The 18,001-nt window shown below is 58.2% G+C and carries 9 protein-coding genes; 5 read left to right on the top strand and 4 right to left on the bottom strand.

What is annotated here, in order from left to right:
- Positions 1-196: 196 nt before the first annotated feature.
- Together ACCQ13_RS13645 and ACCQ13_RS13640 are read left to right on the top strand one after the other, a co-directional pair.
- The gene (locus ACCQ13_RS13645; RefSeq protein ID WP_159407348.1) at positions 197-3,160 is read left to right on the top strand and encodes a TonB-dependent receptor domain-containing protein; all 2,964 of its coding nucleotides are present in this window, start codon (positions 197-199) and stop codon (positions 3,158-3,160) included.
- A gap of 384 nt (positions 3,161-3,544) precedes the next feature.
- Positions 3,545-8,005, top strand: a complete 4,461-nt coding sequence (locus ACCQ13_RS13640) for an RHS repeat-associated core domain-containing protein (protein ID WP_372372184.1) — start codon at positions 3,545-3,547, stop codon at positions 8,003-8,005.
- On the opposite strand, the gene ACCQ13_RS13635 is transcribed toward ACCQ13_RS13640, so the two are convergent.
- A protein-coding gene (locus ACCQ13_RS13635; protein WP_372372182.1) for an IS3 family transposase occupies positions 7,888-9,437 on the bottom strand; the annotation gives its coding sequence in 2 pieces (ribosomal slippage) (positions 7,888-8,984 and positions 8,984-9,437; 1,551 coding nt in all). The genes ACCQ13_RS13640 and ACCQ13_RS13635 overlap by 118 nt on opposite strands.
- Positions 9,438-10,436: 999 nt before the next feature.
- On the opposite strand from ACCQ13_RS13635, the gene ACCQ13_RS13630 reads away from it, so the two are divergent.
- The 3 genes from ACCQ13_RS13630 (at position 10,437) to ACCQ13_RS13620 (ending at position 13,392) form a co-directional block, all read left to right on the top strand.
- Entirely contained in the window at positions 10,437-10,883 is a 447-nt protein-coding gene (locus ACCQ13_RS13630) for a hypothetical protein (RefSeq protein ID WP_159407347.1), read from the top strand.
- Between the two features lie 113 nt (positions 10,884-10,996).
- On the top strand, positions 10,997-11,347 hold the full coding sequence (locus ACCQ13_RS13625) for a hypothetical protein (RefSeq protein ID WP_506185057.1): 351 nt from the start codon (positions 10,997-10,999) through the stop codon (positions 11,345-11,347).
- Positions 11,348-11,601: 254 nt separating this feature from the next.
- Entirely contained in the window at positions 11,602-13,392 is a 1,791-nt protein-coding gene (locus ACCQ13_RS13620; protein ID WP_159407345.1) for a tetratricopeptide repeat-containing sulfotransferase family protein, read from the top strand.
- Here the strand turns inward: ACCQ13_RS13620 and ACCQ13_RS13615 are convergent, their stop codons facing one another.
- The 3 genes from ACCQ13_RS13615 to ACCQ13_RS13605 all read right to left on the bottom strand — a co-directional run bounded on the left by ACCQ13_RS13615 (position 13,393) and on the right by ACCQ13_RS13605 (position 17,956).
- A complete protein-coding gene (locus ACCQ13_RS13615; protein ID WP_223214331.1) occupies positions 13,393-13,920 on the bottom strand; it encodes a 2OG-Fe(II) oxygenase in 528 nt (175 codons plus the stop codon).
- A gap of 88 nt (positions 13,921-14,008) precedes the next feature.
- The gene (locus ACCQ13_RS13610) at positions 14,009-16,936 is read right to left on the bottom strand and encodes a TonB-dependent receptor plug domain-containing protein (protein ID WP_159407344.1); all 2,928 of its coding nucleotides are present in this window, start codon (positions 16,934-16,936) and stop codon (positions 14,009-14,011) included.
- 195 nt (positions 16,937-17,131) lie between these two features.
- Positions 17,132-17,956 (bottom strand): XOO1806 family protein, encoded by an 825-nt coding sequence (locus tag ACCQ13_RS13605; RefSeq protein ID WP_208800663.1) that lies wholly within the window; start codon positions 17,954-17,956, stop codon positions 17,132-17,134.
- Between the last annotated feature and the right edge of the window lie 45 nt (positions 17,957-18,001).

Below are 18,001 nucleotides of genomic sequence, written 5' to 3'. Positions count from 1 at the left end.
GACTTTAGTGACCGAAAAACGAAGGTCGATGCTGAATCCCGGCTGAAATTCATGAGGTAACAATTTTTTGTTAACGCATCTTTAATGTCTCCATCATGATGGCTACTATCGGCTGAACCTTCGTATTGGGCTCGCCCTTCGATCCCGCGAACGGTTGTTCTTCACGCCATTACCAAGATCTTGGAGAGAGAGCTCAATGATGTACAAAACCAGCAAGCTGCGCGACGCGATTTCGTTCGCCATCGCGGTCGGCGCCGCCGCCTCGGCACTGCCTTCGACGGCGGTTGCCCAGGACGCGGGCGCGACCAACCTCGATCGCATCGAAGTCACCGGTTCGCGCATCCGCCAGGTGGACACCGAAACGGCCCAGCCGATCCTGACGGTCAGCCGCGCCGACATCGAGAAGCAGGGTTTCTCGTCGGTTGCCGACATCCTGCAGAACATCAGCGCCGTCGGCACGCCGCCGATCAGCCGCGCCTCGCCGCTGTCCTCCGGCGAAGCGGTTGGCGGTACCTATATCAGCCTGCGTGACCTGGGAGCTACACGCACGCTCGTTCTGGTCAACGGCAAGCGCCTGGGCGTCACCACCGATGGCCTGCAGGACATCTCCACCGTCCCGGTGTCGTCGATCGATCGTATCGAAGTGTTGAAGGACGGCGCTTCCTCGATCTACGGTTCCGACGCGATCGCCGGCGTCATCAACATCATCACCCGCACCAACTTCGACGGCGCGACCGGCAATGTGTATTACGGCCAGTACTCGCAGGGCGACGGTGAGACCACCAACGCCGACTTCGTGATGGGTGTGACCGGCGAGCGGGGCAGCTTGACCGTGGGTGTGGAGTATGCCAAAGAGAACAGAGTGGCAGCTTCGGACCGGCCTTATTCCGAGTTTCCTCGTTCGTCGAACCATCCTGAACTTGGCTGGACTCCAGTGGGCGAATTTGGCGGCTTCGTCAGCCGGCCGGCTGATGCGCTCCCGAACGTGAGATATCCGGCTGCTACCACTGGTAATCCGAATCGTGAAGTGCGTGTGCTGACGCGAAACAGCGGCACTACGGATAACCCCGCTGACTACCGCGCACAGAACGTTGACCAGTTCGTCTCTCAAGACAAAACGAATACCAATTTTTGGACTGACCTGCGTACCCCGCAAGAGCGGCGCTCGCTGTTTGTGGATGGTAGCTATGATCTGACGGATAAGGTCCGCTTCCGAACCAATGTGCTCTACAGCAATCGTGACTCAACGCGTCAGATTGCAGGCTATCCCTACCAAGCACTAGCGTTCGGGTCGCCGATATCAGTGGATAGCGCATTTAATCCGCTCAATCGTGATATTGCGAACTGGTGGCGCCGATCCACGGAAATTCCCCGTACGACGCGTTCAGAATTGACGACCTACCGCTTTTCCGGTGGGTTCGATGGTAGCTTTGACGTGGGTGATCGCATTTTCGACTGGGATGTCGGCTACCTGTACAACAACAACAAGCTTGTACAAAGCGCTATGGGGGATCTGAACCTGACATCGTTGCGTGCAGCGGTCGGTCCTTCCTTCATTAATGCCTCGGGGGACGCGCAGTGTGGTTCGGCGGCTGCTCCGGTGTCGTTGTCGCAATGCGTTCCATTCAATCCGTTTCTCGCTGCCGGGCAGCCAGGTCCTGGAGCGCTTGCCGGCAATCAAGCTCTGCAGAGTTTTCTCTTCCCGACAGCTCACTCCACCGCTGACACTAAGACCAAGGTACTCACCGCCAACCTGTCTGGTAGCTTGTTCACTTTGCCTGCCGGCGATCTAGGTTTTGCAATCGGCGCCGAGCAGCGGAAAGAAGAGGGTGAGTTCAGCCCCGACGCGTTGGTTCAATCGGGTAATACGTCCGGTCTTGCCAATTTTCCGACTAGCGGCAGCTACAAGGTGGAAGAAGTCTATGCCGAGTTCAACGTGCCGCTGCTGGCCGATCTGCCGTTCGCTCGCGAGTTGAGCCTGAGCCTGGCGTCGCGCTACTCCGACTACAACACCTTCGGCGATACCGTGAACAGCAAGTTCGGCTTCAAGTGGAAGCCGATCGATTCGCTGCTGGTCCGTGGTACCTGGGCCGAGGGATTCCGCGCGCCGACCATCTCTGACCTTTTCGGCGGTGGTTCGCAGACGTTCGACTCGTACACCGACCCCTGCGACGCCCAGTTCGGTGCTTCCCGTACCAGCGCGGCGGTTCGCGCGCGCTGCGCCGCTGCACTGCCGGTCAACGCGGCCACCTTCCGCCAGCAGGCGCAGGGCTTCGTGCCGACCACGGCGGCCTCGTCGCAGACACCGGTACCGTTCCTGTCGGGCTCCAACGACCAGCTGACCCCGGAAACCTCCACCTCCAAGACGTTGGGTTTCGTGTGGAGCCCGGGCTTCGTGAGCGGTCTGAACGTCTCGCTCGACTGGTGGCAGATCCGCGTCGAGAACACCATCATCGGCGACACCGCCAACCTGATCCTCAACGACTGCTACCTCAACGGCATTGCTGAGCGTTGCAATGCGTTTACGCGTGATCCGGTCAGCGGCATCGTCAATACCTTGAACCGAACCTCGATCAACGCCGGTTATCGTGAGGTGGAAGGCTACGATCTGGACCTGGGATATCGCCTGGCGACCGATACGATTGGCACCTTCGGCGTCAAGTGGACCACCACCTACACCAGCCGCGACGAGTTGGTGACCACCCGTAACCGCGTCACCGACCCGAACCCGTTCACGGGCGTGGGCTGGGCAGGCACCACCACCACCGGCACGCACTTCCGCATTCGTTCCAATGTTGCACTGAATTGGGACAAGGGCGATTTCGGAGCCAGCTGGACGGTCCGTTACTTCTCCGGTCTGAAAGAAGCCTGCCTGAACGCGTCGCTGTTTCCGGACGAGTGCAGCGATCCGAACTACCGCGCCCCGAACAATCAGGGCGTTTCGGTCGGCAACCCGACCAACGAGCGTGGCGCGACCATCTTCAACGACGTCCAGGTGCGTTGGAATGCGCCGTGGAATGCGACCATCGCCGCCGGTGCCAACAACGTGTTCGACCGCGTCGGTCCGACCCTGTACAGCCAGCCGAGCGCCAACGTCTCCTACTTCGGTGGGTTCGACATTGGTCGTTTCCTGTACATGCGCTACACCCAGCGTTTCTGATAGCGCGCAGTTGAGCGTTTGAGTGCAACTACGCCCCCGCATGGGGGCGTAGTTGTTTGTGCGGCGGGTAATGCCGCGAGCCCCGCGCGCCGTCCCCCGGGTGTACGGCATCGACAGGCCCTGCGATGCCGATAGAGCAGGGCCCCAACGGTCAATCGCGGACGGGTCAGCCAGGCGCAAATCCACCGTGACATGGCATGACAAAAATCAGCAACATTTGTGGGTTAAAAGGGGTTTTCTATATGGCGAGCAGCCAAGTGATCTTGGTTGGCGCCAAAGGAGTTGCCAAGCTTAAATCCGCAGCAGTATCGGAATCTTGATCTTTATCTGCAGTGATTTAAGTGGTTTCAAAATTTTGACTTTTTATATCATAGGGATGGTGATATGGATGCTGTATCTCGCACATTAGCTCGTTACTTTACTCTTTGCGCGTCAGTCGGCTTGCTGTTCATGGCGGCATTGGAGGCTAATGCGGCATCTTATTACGGGCCTCCGTACACTCTTAATACCATTTACGGAAATCCCACCTTCGAATCCGCAGGCGCTGGTGTAGATTGGATTATTGGTCAGATGACCAAGGGCTGCATATCAAAGCCGCAGGGCTGTCCGTCTTGGCCAGTCGTTAAATATAATTCCGCAACGACTGGCGCATTTGTCATGTGGCCGAATGACCCAACTGGATTGGGTTACTTTGTCGAGGCAACAAAATACACGGTAGGCTCGCCAAGGAAGAATCTTGGCGGCTGCAGTATGTCTTGTAGTGGCGGTATTGGCGGCAGCAAGGATGGCACCGGTCCCCGTGGTAGCCGAGATAGTGCGGCTGCAGCGAATAAATCCGGCTCGGTGTTTGAGGGTGATCCCATCAATGTAGCGACAGGAAACTTTTATCGTCAAGATACGGACTACGATAATTCTGCTGGTCTTGTGTTTCGGCGATTTTACAATAGCGCGTCGTCGGTGACTTCCACCTCAATGGGTAAGCAATGGCGCCATTTTTTTGATCGAAGTCTGGAAATTCAACGCTCTACAAGTGCGATGACTGACACCCAAGCGATCAACGCGTACCGTCCAGATGGAAGTTCGGTGACGTTCCTGCTGACTAATAGTGTATGGAAAGCTAGCTCTGATTACGCAGAGACGCTTGTCGAGCGTCCGGACGGGGCGGGCTTCGCACTCGCGATCTCAGCAACTCAGCAGACAGAAATTTATAATGCAAAGGGTGTTTTGCAGGAGGTCTACGATAGATCGGGCCAGAGAATCTATCTGCTGACCTATAGCGTTCCCGATGCCGCAGGTGTGGGAGGGGGACTCCTCTTGAGCGCTGCCGATAGAAATGGCCGGAAAATCGACTTTGATTACGATGGTGCATCAAGGTTGGTTGGAGTGACACTCCCTGATAAGGGGAGGGTTGTCTATTCATACGGCACGAATGGCTACCTGGCATCGGTAAAATATCCCGATGGAAACTCCATTGGCTATCTCTATAATGAGAGTGATTTTACTTGGGGTAATAACCTTCCTGGTGTGATGACTGGGGTGATTGATGAAAAAGGGGGGCGTTATGAGACGATCACATATCAGTCTGGGGGGCGGAGAGCGACGTCTGCATCCTTTGCAGGGGGAGTTGACACAACAAGGATCGATTACGACGCGTATTCCACTAATGGAATAGTGAATGCGTCCGTGGCTGGCCCGTTAGGGGTACGCAGTTATTTCAGTTTTGTGGATGCTGCGACCGGTGCTATCCGCTTTGCAAGCTCTGGTTTGCCTTGCGGCACACAGTGCAACCAGCCTTACAGGGCTATCACATACGATGCAAACGGTTACGTCGCATCCATGACTGACTTCCTGGGCAACAAGACGCAGACCAGCTTCGATGTCAACGGCTTGCTTCAACAACAGGTCGATGCAGTAGGCTCTACACAGCAGAGAACTACCAATACTGTCTGGAATACTGCTATCCGCCAGCCTATTGAACGAACCGTTCTCGATGCAAATAATGTTGCCAAGGCGAAATCGAAATGGGCTTACAATAGTAGTGGACTGCAGACAGCTAGATGCGAGATTAATACTGCCGTGGCGGCGGCTGATGCGTATGCATGCGGAAGTTCCACAGATGCGCCGGAAGGCGTCCGCCAGTGGCGCATAAGTTATTGCGAAAAAGTCGACGCAGTCAATTGTCCCCAGGTTGGCTTGATTGTCTCGGTAGATGGCCCCCGGACAGACGTTAGCGATGTTAGGTCCTACCGTTATTTCACCTCCAGCGACGAATCCGGGTGTGGTACGGCAGGGGGGCAATGTCATCGCGCTGGCGATATTTTCCAGACCACAGGTGCGGTAGGGCAAGTCACTACATATGCCTCCTATGACGTCAATGGCAGGCCTGCACGAGTCGTTGATTCGAATGGGGTCGCGACTGACTTCAGCTACGCGCCGCGCGGATGGCTGACTTCGAAAATTACCAGGTTCGCTGCAAACGGCGCTGCGTCTGCCCAGGATCGCGCAACGACCATCAATTATGATGAGACCGGAAACGTAAAGCAGGTGATAGAGCCTGATGGCCTCACGGTGACGTATGGATATGATTCGGCACACCGTTTGACAGATATCACTGACGGTGCAGGCAATAACGTCCATTATGTCCTTGATGTGGCTGGGAATCGGTTGAAGGAAGATGTCAAGGATCCATCTGGAACTGTCAAGAAAACTCTAACGCGTGTTTACAACAAGCTTGGTCAATTGCAGACCCAAGCAGATGCGTCTGCCAACCCGACCGATTTTTCGTACGACCTAAACGGTGATCTCAACTTGGTGGCTGATGCATTGGGCCGCAAGACGCAATTGAATTCTGATCCACTACGTCGTGTGGTACGGACTCTTCAAGACGTCGGCGGCCTGGCTGTGGAAACAACGCAGCAACTGGATGCGCTGGATCGCGTCACCGCCGTGATCGATCCTAAGAGTCTGGTCACGCGTTACGACTACAACAGCCTTGGCGACCTCGGCAAGTTGACTAGCCCTGATACAGGCGCTACCACATATAGCTACGATGCGGCAGGCAACCGCACACTTGAAGCGACTGCCCGTGGAGTCAAGATCAGTTCGAGTTATGACGCGGTGGGGCGGTTGACCAAGCTGAGTTATCCCACAAGCACTTTCAATGTTCTTTATAGCTACGACGCCGCGGCTGTCAGCTGCCAAGCGGGGGAGACGTTTGCGAATGGCCGTTTGGCATCCATCAAAGACAGCAGCGGGACGACTGAGTATTGCTACAACAGTTTCGGCGATGTAGTGCGTAAGCAGCAAACCACCAACGGAAAAGTCTTCACGTTGCGCTATGGCTACACCGTAGGCGGCCGTCTGGCGAGTGTGATCTACCCGGATGGAGCAACGGTGGACTACGTTCACAATGGGCTGGGCCAGGCCATCGAGGTGGGTTATACCCCTTTCACGGGCGCACGCCAGATCCTCTTGAAGAACGCCAGCTATCTTCCGTTGGGTCCGGTTTCTGGCTGGAATTATGGCAATGGGCGTGTACTGACGCGGACTTACGATCAAGACTACCGTCCAAAGGCGGTTCAAGACACGAGCGCCGGGGGGCTGGATGTCGGCTTTGGCTTCGATCCGGTGGGCAATCTTTCCAAGCTGACCCCGGCAGGCGGCACCGTCACGGATGTCGTGCTGGGCTATGACTCGCTTGGCCGATTGACCGAATTCAAGGATGGCTTGACCGGTACTGTACTCGATGGCTACACCTACGACAAAACGGGCAATCGACAGAGCAGCAAGTCAGCAGCCGGCACAGTTGCGTATACGTACGAGACCGGCAGCCACCGCCTGACCAGTGTAGGCGCGGTGCCGCGTGTCTACAACGCGGTCGGCGATACTACCTCGATTAATGGAGTTGAACGCGAATTTGTCTACGACGTCACTGGGCGGATGAGTCAGGTCAAGCGAAATGGTGTGGTGGCTCTAGAGTACCGTTACAACGGCCGTGGCGAGCAGGTTCGGCGCTTTCTCGGTAATGCGAATACCTACACGCTCTATGACGATTTCGGCCGCTGGATGGGAGACTACGACAATGCGGGTAAGCCACTGCAACAAGTGATATGGCTAGATAATATGCCGGTAGGTCTTACCAGTGCAGGCGCCAAGTTGATGTATATCGAGCCTGACCATTTGGGTAGCCCGCGCGTAGTGATCGACCCAACCCGCGATGTGGCGGTGTGGACGTGGAGCTTGAAGGGCGAGGCGTTCGGCAATACCGCGCCGAATCAGGATCCTGATGGCGATGGTGCGGCGCTGGTATTGGATATGCGCTTCCCAGGGCAGCGATACGATGCGGTGAGTGGATTGAGTCAGAACTACTTCCGGGATTACGATCCGACTACTGGTCGGTATGGACAGAGTGACCCAATTGGAATTGAAGGTGGGAGCAGTACATATTCATACAGTCTAGGCTCTCCTGTTAACCATATGGATGTTCTTGGGTTGGCTGTCTACCTTTGCTCAAGGCCGGTCAACGTTGGCTGGGTTCCAGATTGGGCGCGACCGTACCTGCGTCACATGTGGGTTAAAACATCCTCATTTGAGGCAGGAATGGGAGGCGAGTGCCCAATTCCTGGGCAGGGCTGTGCGGATGCTCCTTACTCGGCAACAATAACTAAGGACCATGCTGGTCAATCGAACCAAGCGGGCGGTGATTGTCAACATAGTTGTCCGCTATTTCATGCTGCCAACTTCATGTCATCGGGTGCTTTTCTATCGTCGTTATCCGGGTTCAACCAAACCGCGCCGACAGGCGTCCAGTTACGCGTGGCGCGTCCGCGCCAGCGGCTCGGATGACGCATGGCGGCCTCCCGGTACACGTCCGCGCGTGCGGCCAGGATGGCCTGGTCGCGTCGCTCATGGCGCTCGTGCGGCGTCACGAATCGGATGCCACTGTGGCGGTGCTCGTTGTTGTACCAGTCCACGAAGCCCGCCACCCAACTGCGCGCGCAGGTGATGTCGGTAAACGGCCTGCTCGGATACGACGGCGCGTACTTCAGCGTGCGGAACAGCGCCTCTGAGTAAGGGTTGTCGTCACTCACCCGTGGACGGCTGAAGGACGGGGTCACATGAAGGCTCTGCAAGGTGGCCAGCATCGTTGCCGCTTTCATCGGGCCGCCATTGTCAGCGTGCAGTACCAGCGTGTCGCGCGCCACCTGCTCTCGCATGCAGGCTTTCCCGATCAGCATCGATGCGTGGATGGCCAGCTCCTCGTGGTGGACCTCCCAGCCGACAATCTTGCGACTGTAGACGTCCAGGATCATATACAGCTTGAAGAACTGGCCTTTCACCGTCGAAGGCAGATACGTGATATCCCATGACCAGACCTGGCGAGGGGCATCGGCACGCACCGCCATCGGTTTAGCCACAGTTCGCGGGGCGGCGGCGCGACCACGGCGATTGACTTGCCCACGCGCACGCAGCACGCGGTACATGCTTGATTCCGATGCGATGTAAATCCCCTGATCTGCCAGCCGGGGCACGATCTGCGAGGGGGGCAGGCTCTGGTAATCGGGCTGGTTGGCGACGGCCATGATGCGTTCCTTATCGACGCAGCTCAGCGCATGCGGGCAGTGCTTGGCCGCGCCTTTTCGAGCATCCACCAACGTGCTGGCACCGCGCCAACGGCGCAGCGTGCGGCAGCTGATGCCCAGCACCTGGCATGCCTTGATCTCGCGGGCACCGGCGGCCACTGCCTCGGCGATCAACGTGACGGCTCTCTGTTTCAACGACGCGGGGATCAGACGTCCTCGTCGGTGCCCCAGAGAGCCTGGGCTTTTTTTGACAGCGTCAGCAGCGCTGCCGCCTCCGCCAGGGCGCGATCCTTGCGCAAAAGCTCCTTCTCAAGCTGCTTGACGCGCTTGCGCATCACCGTGGAAACCGCCCGCTCCGCTGCCGAGGCGCTCGACTGCATGGTCTCAAAGGCCTGCCGCCAGGCAGCGATCTGCTCGGGGTAGATGCCGTTCTCACGGCACCACGCCGAGCACTCGGCCTCGTTCATCGGCATCGTCTGGGCGACGGCTCTCAGTTTGGCTTTCACATCCCATTTGTCCGGCGAAGTAGCGGTGTCGGGCACGATATATCCTTGGCTGCGGATCTGTTTCTTCCACGCGTACAACGTGGGGGCGCTGATGCCAGTGTGACGGCTCAGGTCAGCAACGCTCTGATTGTTGGGGGGCATCATCCGCCGGACGATCTGGTCTTTGAGTTCGGGGCTGTAGCGGGCCATCGGGCTCTCCATCTGAGGATTCAGGGGAGCGGACAACTATCGTGACATGGGGGGCGGGTGCCAGTTGCCAAATTCAGCAAAATGTTGACGAGCAGTGCGTGAACGAGAAGATAAAGCCAGGGCAACCCACAGGAACTTGGAGTATATTGAATCAGTGTCAAAGCTTCTCGAATGGTGTTGTCAATCAATGTCGCTATGGTCCTCAAATTGGTCCAATAGCCCCAAATACATTTGAGAGGCGAGGGGCTCTTGGTTCAAAATTCTCACCGGAGTAATCAGTGAAATTTGGATGGTTAAATTTATGGGCGGGGTCGATTTCACTGCTCCTCTCGGTGTTATATTTCACTTTTGCAGTCTATTACGCTTGGATTGCCGTCACTCCTGGGTGCAATAAATTATGCGACAAAATCTATAACTCAAGGTCGACTTTATTTTTCTGGCTTTCTCTCTCCCTCCTACTAATTTCAGTAACTGTCTTTGCCCTGCATGCATTCAAAATCCGGAAAAAACGACTTGAGAGAGATGAAAAAGTAGGCCCTTGAAGATAGGTGATTGAGCAGGCTGGGAAAGGCCGGGTCAGGTTTTTTAGGGAAAATTGCGTTTGCTTCAAAGGGTCAGATTCTGTAAGGTGTCTTTTATTCTAGGTCTTGGTGTAATTTCCTTTTGTTTGAGGAAGGAATGGATGATTTTATATGAGTAAAGGAGTGGTTGATATATTTTCACCTTCAGTATTTGCGTGTGTTTCAGCTGGCGTGGGATGGGGCAACGGGAGGGAGGATCTCCGAACGACAGCAGTTTGAAAGATCTTTTCGCCGGTCCCTGATTAGCCACCTTTCGGGCGGATGGACCATTTGGTGGAGCATTCAGTTATTCTCCCGGGGCAGGGTCTACCACGGAAATTAGTGCGGGGTTGGGCGTTTCGATAACGAAGGGGGCTGCTACGGCAGGAGGCGGAGGTGAGATGGGAGAGGTTATCAGTAATGATGGGTGGGGCTGGGCATGGTGAACGTCGAGAAATCAATATTTGTTTTCATCATTATTTCTTGTATTCTATATGGGGCCCGTCTTTCTCAAGAAAGTTCTAGTAGTCACGATCCCTATGGGAAGCCAGGAGTGCATGAATTAGGGTCTGAAATTGAGCCGTTTGTGCAGCATTTTGGTGGAGCTCCCATAGGTTTTTTTGATCGGCTCAGTATCGCTGGCGGTCTTTCAAGAAATATCTATTTGAGTGCTGGAAAGCTTCCTCCGTTGGCTGAGTTCAGAAGGGTCGCATTGAAGTCGGGTTGGGTGGAAAATGCACCTGCGAAATCACCTTATTCACTAAGCTATCGGTTCTGCAAAAAGAGAATGATGCTTTTGCTTGAGCATTCCTATAAATCCCATTGGATTTACGGAATTGAATGGGCTTCGGATGTGAAGGGGGTTTACTACTGCAAGGTGAAGTGAGGGGGGCTAAAGGGATCTAGTAACCACTGCGTGAGAATGGTTGTCGTCCGAAAAGGACTGGGTATGAGATTGTTGATATATTATTTTTGAAGAGTGTTGATGCATTGGCTGTCTTGAATATGAGTTACTTCATTGAGGTGCTTGTGGGGGCTAAAATAGTCGTTGAGATTTTAATTCTATTGCTTTTTGCTGCCTTTGCGCTCTTGATGGCGACACGCGCGTTAGTAATTTACATCTCTAGAAAATCTGTCAGCACAGAGAAGTCAGTTATTCAAGTCTCGGAAGTTGATTTTTTTCCGCCTAATACGCCAGGCGAAGCCGTCAGGTCAGTCAAAGCATTCTGTTGCGTTTTCCTTGAAAAACCAAGATCCGTCATAGGCATCCTCGCTGGAATTTATTTGCTGCTTTGGCTTGCGATTGTGTTGATTATTATTTCCTTGACCGCACTAACCAGCAGCATTTAGATGCCGAGCATGCAGAGCGAATGTGGCTATCACCCAGTATCGGCAGCTACGGCGGGTTGTCATGCAGCCAAGCCAGGCATGCGGTTTGATACGGTTTGCTTTTCTAGCGCAGGGTGTGGCCGGAAACGATGCCGCTTGGTACTTAAAAGGATTTTTCAGGGAAGATCAAGGGTCTTGACAGGTACCGTCAGTCGCAGTGGCGGGACATCGCGCCGGCTGGGATCGCGGCACGGTGTGTGTGAGATCATCCGTCGATGGTCACATCGCCGTCCGAGCATCAAGCGAAAATTCAAGCATGGATCCGTGCTGGCGTCGCGCCGCATCCGTCCGATAGCCTCGGGTGGGTCCGATTCGCGGAGACACTGCATGGAGGTAACGCGCTGCGCGATGCTTGTCATGCCTACTGGCACCTGGCCTTGCTTCAACCCGACGAGCCGGCGTATCCGATAAACGCCGGCAACCTGTTGCTCGAGTTGGAGGACTTCCAGAATTCCCTGTTTGCCTTTGACGAGGCGATGCGACGTGGCGGCGGCGATGCGGTCGCCTGTCACTTGGGGCGGGGGTTGGCGTTGCTGTATCTGCAGCAGTATCAACAGTCCGAAAAGAGCTTGCGCGAGGCCTGGAGACGGGAGCCGGACGCCTGCGATGTTGCGTTGGCGTATTCCCAATGCCTGATGGAGCTTGAACGCTTCGATGAGATCAGCGCATGCCTTGCGTATCTCGCCGAGCGCGACATGTCGCGGGCTCAGCGCGAGTCCTTTGCCTGGCTGCTGGCCCATTGTGGCGAAGAGGCGCGTGCCATCGCGCTGTATCAGGACCTGCTGGATGAGACCGACGCGACCCTCGAGCTGCGGATGCAGCTGGTGCTGTTGCTGGAGCGGCTCAATCGTCTGGATGAAGCCGCAGGCTATCTGCAGCATCGGGCGGTTGCCGCGGGCGACACAACGCCCATGACGGCGCTTGCCATGGGGCGAATGCGACGACGGCAGAAGCAGCATGCAGCCGCGGACGCCTGCCTGGAGGCCGGGCTTGCGGTGGTTGGGGAGGGGGCACTCGGGGCGCTGCTGGAATTCGAGCGCGCCAAGAATGCCGATGCAGACAACCAATTCGACGCTGCAATGGCTGCGCTGGAGCGGGCGCACACCCGTGCCGTTGTGGCGTACCAGCGCCGTTTTCCCGATCAAACGCGCCAGGCCACGTTGGCTTGGCTGGGGGACGCGCTGGTTGCTCCGGCACCGCAGGGCTGGCGGACCCTGGCCACGCACGATGGTCTGGATGATCCGACGTTCCTGGTGGGATTTCCGCGCTCCGGGACCACCTTGCTGGAGCGTATCCTGGATGCGCATCCGGCCCTGGACGTGCTGGATGAGCGGCCGGCGCTCGAAGAGGCGATTGCGTCCCTGCCATCGTGGGACGCCGTCCCGGAAGTCGGGCTGGACGAACGGCTGGCAGCTCTTTCCAGCGACCAGATCGCATCGGCGCGAGGTGTCTATTTCAACGTTGCCGCCCGCTATGTCTCGGTGCAGCAAGGCATCGTCGACAAGTACCCGCTCAATCTGACGCGGGTGCCCTACATCGCCCGGCTGTTCCCGCGCGCCAGGTATGTGCTGCTGCTACGCGATCCCTGCGACTGCGTGCTGAGCTGCTACATGCAGGCATTCGGTCTGCGCGGGGGCGCGCTTTCCTTCGCAACGCTGGAGTCCTCCGCCGAGACCTACGTTGAGGTGATGTCGTACTGGGAGCGGCACAGAGCCCTGGTGGATGCGCAGGTTCACGTCCTGCGGTACGAGGATCTGGTGCGTGACATGCCGGCGCAGGTCGCTTCCCTGCTGCATTTCATGGAGTCGGCCTGGGACGATGCGATGGCCGACTTCCAGATGCTTGCCCGATCACGGTCGGTGCGCATCAATACGCCCAGTTATGCGCAGGTGATCGAGCCGATCAACGACCGCGCGGTAGGGCGGTGGAAAAACTACCGTCAGCACTTTTCGCCGCGCACGCTGGAACTGCTTGCACCGTGGCGTCGTCGTTACGGTTATGCCTGATCAGCGTTGCGGAAAACGCAGATAGGTGGAAAGGATGTATTTGTCCCCGCTGTGGGGTGGCCTGCCCTGGTGGGCGTACATCCAGTATGGCGGAAACATCAATAGCCGCCCCGCGCGCGGTTCGACACCGACGTTCAGGCCGGGAAACCACGTTTCTCCCCCTTGGGAGACATCGTTGAGATACCACAGGAAGACCAGATAGCGGTCGCACACGCTGTTGATCGAGTCGAAATGCGTCTGGAAGCGCTCGTTGTCTTCGGCGCGGTAACGCTTGAGGATCAACGGACTGAGAAGCGGGCTATCGGGGACCGCGATGTCCAGGCCGATGTCGGCGTTGTAGCGTGCGAGTTGCTGGCTGATCCGCGAACGGAAAAAATCCAGGAAAGCCGCGTCGGACAGCTTGGAGATATCCAGCTCTGTCCAGGCACTGTCGTCCAGCCCGGGGCGCACACCACGGCCATTGCGTTGGTGAAATTGGCCCAGTGCCAGGAAGGAATCGATCAGCTTGGCGCACAGGTGCGGCGGCAAGCTGTCGTCGTAGGTTCGAATGAAGTGCCGAAGCTGATCTTGAGAGGAGGGCGCCGCGAATGCGGCGCCCTCTTCCCGGTGCTGCAGATCAGAACCGTGCAGTCCAGCGCATCCAGTAGTACCTGCCGATGGCATCGTAGGTCCGCAAGTCGGTGGAGGCATTGAAGCCGGAATAGACCAGCGGCGGCTGCCGGTCGGCCAGGTTGCGAACGCCGATCTGGATGGTGCTGTTGTTCAAGCTCTCCAGGCGATACCCCAGCTGGAAGTCGGTCTGGGTGTAGGACGGAACCTGGCGCTTGGCCACGTAGCCGTCGGTGCCCACTTCGGCGACGTCCGGTGCTTCATTGACATGATGGACGTAGCGGGTGGTCAGGCTCGCGTTGAGATTGCCGAAGGTCCAGGTCAGGTCGTTGAGCGCACGCCAGCGCGCAATGTTGCCAAAGCCCGACGATGCGGAATCCACGAAGGTGCCTGCCAGGCCCTTGCTCTGCGGAATGCCCGGGAACGCGCCCACATCGCTGCTTGGATCGCCGGACAGCAGGCGAACGTCATATTGGCGGATATAGGTGGTGTCCAGGTTCCACGACAGCTTGCCCCAGGCCGCTTCCTGCGTGTTATAGCGGAAACCCAGGTCCACGCCGCTGGTGCGCAGCTCGCCGAAGTTGCCGATGGCATTGGTCATCTGGGCCACGTCACCTGCTTCATCGCGGGTGAAGGTGTCGCAGTAGCGCCCGAACTGGAAGCACTGATTCAACATCACCGTTTCCGGCAGTCGGGTGATGAACTGATCCAGGCTCACGCGCCAGTAGTCGGCGGTCACGCTGAAGCCTTCCAGCCAGCTCGGGCTGTAGACGAAGCCGTAGGTGAAGACGTCGCCTTCTTCTGGCTGAAGGTTGGGATTGGCGACCTGGAACGAAGTCACCTGGTTGTTGCTCTGGCGGAACGAGCCGTCAGGAGCGACGCCGGCGCAGGCGCGCGGGTCGGCGGTTGCCTGGCCCGAGTAGCCGTTGCAAGGATCGACGTAGCTGTTAGCGCTAGGCACGGTCGGCGAGAAGAGATTGCCGATCGTGGGCGCGCGGAACACGTCCGCATAGGTGCCACGGATCAGAAGATCGGAGAACGGCTTCCATTCCACGCCGATCTTGGAGTTGGTGGTTCCACCGAAGTTCGAATAGTCGGAGTAGCGCGTTCCCAGCGTCAGGTTCAGCTTTTCGGCGAAGGGCACATCGGCCAACAGTGGCACCAATGCTTCGGCGTACACTTCGTTGACGTTGAATTCGCCGGAGATATTGCCGAACGTACACGCTTCCTGCGTGGTCAGGCAGACGGTTTCGCCTGGCGGGATGATGGTGAGGAAGTCGCTGGTGGAGCTGGCGGATTCTTCGCGGCGCTCAATGCCGACTGCCAGCGAGACCGTTCCTGCCGGAACATCGAACAGGTCGCCGGTTGCATTGGCGTTGTAGACCTTGAGCGTGTTTTCGTTGGTGTTGGTGATCGTGGGATTGATCAGGCTGAGGGCGTTCAACTGCGCCTGTCCGGCCGGGGTATTCGGGTTCGGGGCAGGGCCGAGGAAATTGACCGGCAAGCAACCATTGATTGCGGTAGCCGGATTGCCTGGTGTACGCACGCAGATCGGATTGCCGGTGGCCGGATCGATCATCGACGGGCCAAGCGCGGCGGCCAGGCCCGGGCTGAACAGATAGCCCTTCACCGAAGACGACTGCGGCGAACGCCCGTAGCCGTACGACGCATCCCAGCTCCAGCTGCTGTCGCCGAACGCGCCGCGCAGGCCGCCGGTGATCTGGTAGGTCTCGGTGATGAAGCGGGTGGTGCGCGTGGGAATGAAATCGCGCAGACGCAGGCGTGCGTCGGTGATGTTTACCCCGAACGGGTTATAGAGGCTGTCTGCGCTGATCGGAACATTGTCCACCGCCGGCCTGCCGTCGAACGGCAGCGGTGCCAGGGCGAAGGAGGAGTCGGTCCGCATCCAGGAGCCGAGCACGAAGGCCTCGACGTTGTCGCTGAGCTTGTAGTTCCCGTTCAGGAACATGCTGGTGCGCTCTTGCGGGGTCAGCGTCAGGTTGCCGTCGGCCTGGAAGTTGTAGACATCGGTTTGCTGGTTAAAGCAGCGGAAGTCCGACGGCGTGGAGCCGGAACGACCGTCGATACGCGTCAGGGTGACGTTGGCGCCGGTGCCGCAGTTGGGATCGCTCAGGTTGACGCCGGTGGCGTTGCCGCGCGGTACCACGTAACGGCCGGTCAGAATCCGGCTGGTACCGCCGATGCCCTTTTCGCCGGCATACAGCTGCAAGGGCTGGCTGGAATAGGCACGATCGGCGGCGCGCACCTCGTCGGCCTTGTCGTAGCTTGCGCCCAGGATCAGGCTGCCACGATCATTGGTCATGCCGAAGACGGCATCGTAGCGCTCGGTCGCCGCGTCGCCGCGCGACGAAGTGCCGTAATACGCGCTCGCCTCGACGCCGTCGAAGTTCTTGCGGATGATGAAGTTGACCACGCCGCCGATGGCGTCGGATCCGTAGATCGCCGAGGCGCCGTCCTTGAGCACTTCCACGCGTTCGATCAGGCCCAGCGGAATCGAGTTGATGTCCACTGCGCCGTTGGCATTGCTGACCGTGCCGATCCAGCGGCGCCCGTCCACCAGCACCAGCGACCGGTTGACGCCCAATCCGCGCAGATCCACGGTAGCCGCACCGGCGCCGCCGCCATTGTTCACCTGGGGGTTGGTCGCGGCGCCGGCGATCGCGGGCGTGCGCTGGAGGAATTCGCCAACGGTGGCGGCGCCGGAACTCTGGATGGTCTGGCGGTCGATCACGAACACCGGGCTGGCGGTCTCCAGGTCGGCGCGCTTGATGCGCGAACCGGTGACTTCGATCTTGTCGAGATTGGTGGTGGCGCTGGCCGATGCGTCCTGTGCGAAGGCTGCCGGCGAATAGGCTCCTCCGACAACAAGCGCAAGGACGACGGCATCACGCAGTTTGCTTGACGTGCACTTCATGGGCTCTCTCTCCGAAAACGGAACGGGGGTTTTGCCTGGCAGGCGGATCTGAAAGTGCAGGTCCAAGGCGTCAGGGTGAACCGATGGTATATGAGCCGGAGAAAGAATTAAAGTGACGTTAAGCGGAGGTATTTCCGAAATGAAAACGCCACCGCTGGCGGCGGTGGCGTTGTCTTCACAGTACCGGTGGGGCGGTTACAGGTCCTGCTCGTACCGAACGTACGGAACCGTACCGTCGCTATTGCTGTCGTTGTTGGGCGCGAAGGGATTCTTGCCGCGCGAGATCACGTTCTCGGCACCCACGGTGAGTTGGCCGCTCCAGGGGGTGCGCCAGGTCAGGCCCAGGCCCAGGCCTTCCCATTTCTCGGGCTGGCCAGGGACGTCCACGACACGGCCAATGACATTGGCGCTGAAGGCGCCGTAGCCGCCGCCGACGCTCAAGGTCTTGCTGTCCCACTGGTCGGCGATTGCCGGGGAGACGTCCGCCAGCGGAACCAGCCTTGCGCGGGCGTAGGTGCCGCCGATCGAGACGAAGCCCTCGCGGCCGATGTTCTTCTGGCCGAAGACGGTCAGGTCGTTCTGTTCGACCCGGGTCAGCGGCGCCTTGCCGGTGCCGTTCAGCCAGGCGGGGAGGGTATCGCGCCCGCTGCCGGCGGTGACTCCAACACGGCCGCTGCCACGATTGAAGCCCAGCGTGCCGGTGACTCGGCGCGACGCCGCAGCGCTGTCTTCTTCCTCATCGCCGATGCCGGCGAGCAGGCAATGGCTGGCCAGTCCACTGATGTTGGTGCCACGGCTGCTGTTGCATAGCAGGCCCAGCGAGTCGCCCGAGGTCAGGCCGAACGCTGCATCCAGCGAGTTGCGACCGAAGTGCCAGCGCGCACCCGCCTTCTGCTCGCCGGTGGGCTCCAGATACAGGAACGCTTCCACCTTGCCGCTGCCCTTGTTCCACACCGGCAGGATCGTGCTTTCGCGGACCTGCTGCGCATGCAGGCCCGTGGATGCCGCAAGGGCAACCAGCAAAGCGAACGATAGGCGCAAGAGGTGTCGCATACGGGAGGTCAG

Origin of the sequence: Xanthomonas sp. NCPPB 1638, assembly GCF_041475635.2 — a bacterium.
GTDB lineage: Bacteria > Pseudomonadota > Gammaproteobacteria > Xanthomonadales > Xanthomonadaceae > Xanthomonas > Xanthomonas cucurbitae.
This window is presented reverse-complemented; position numbering and strand designations above follow the sequence as displayed.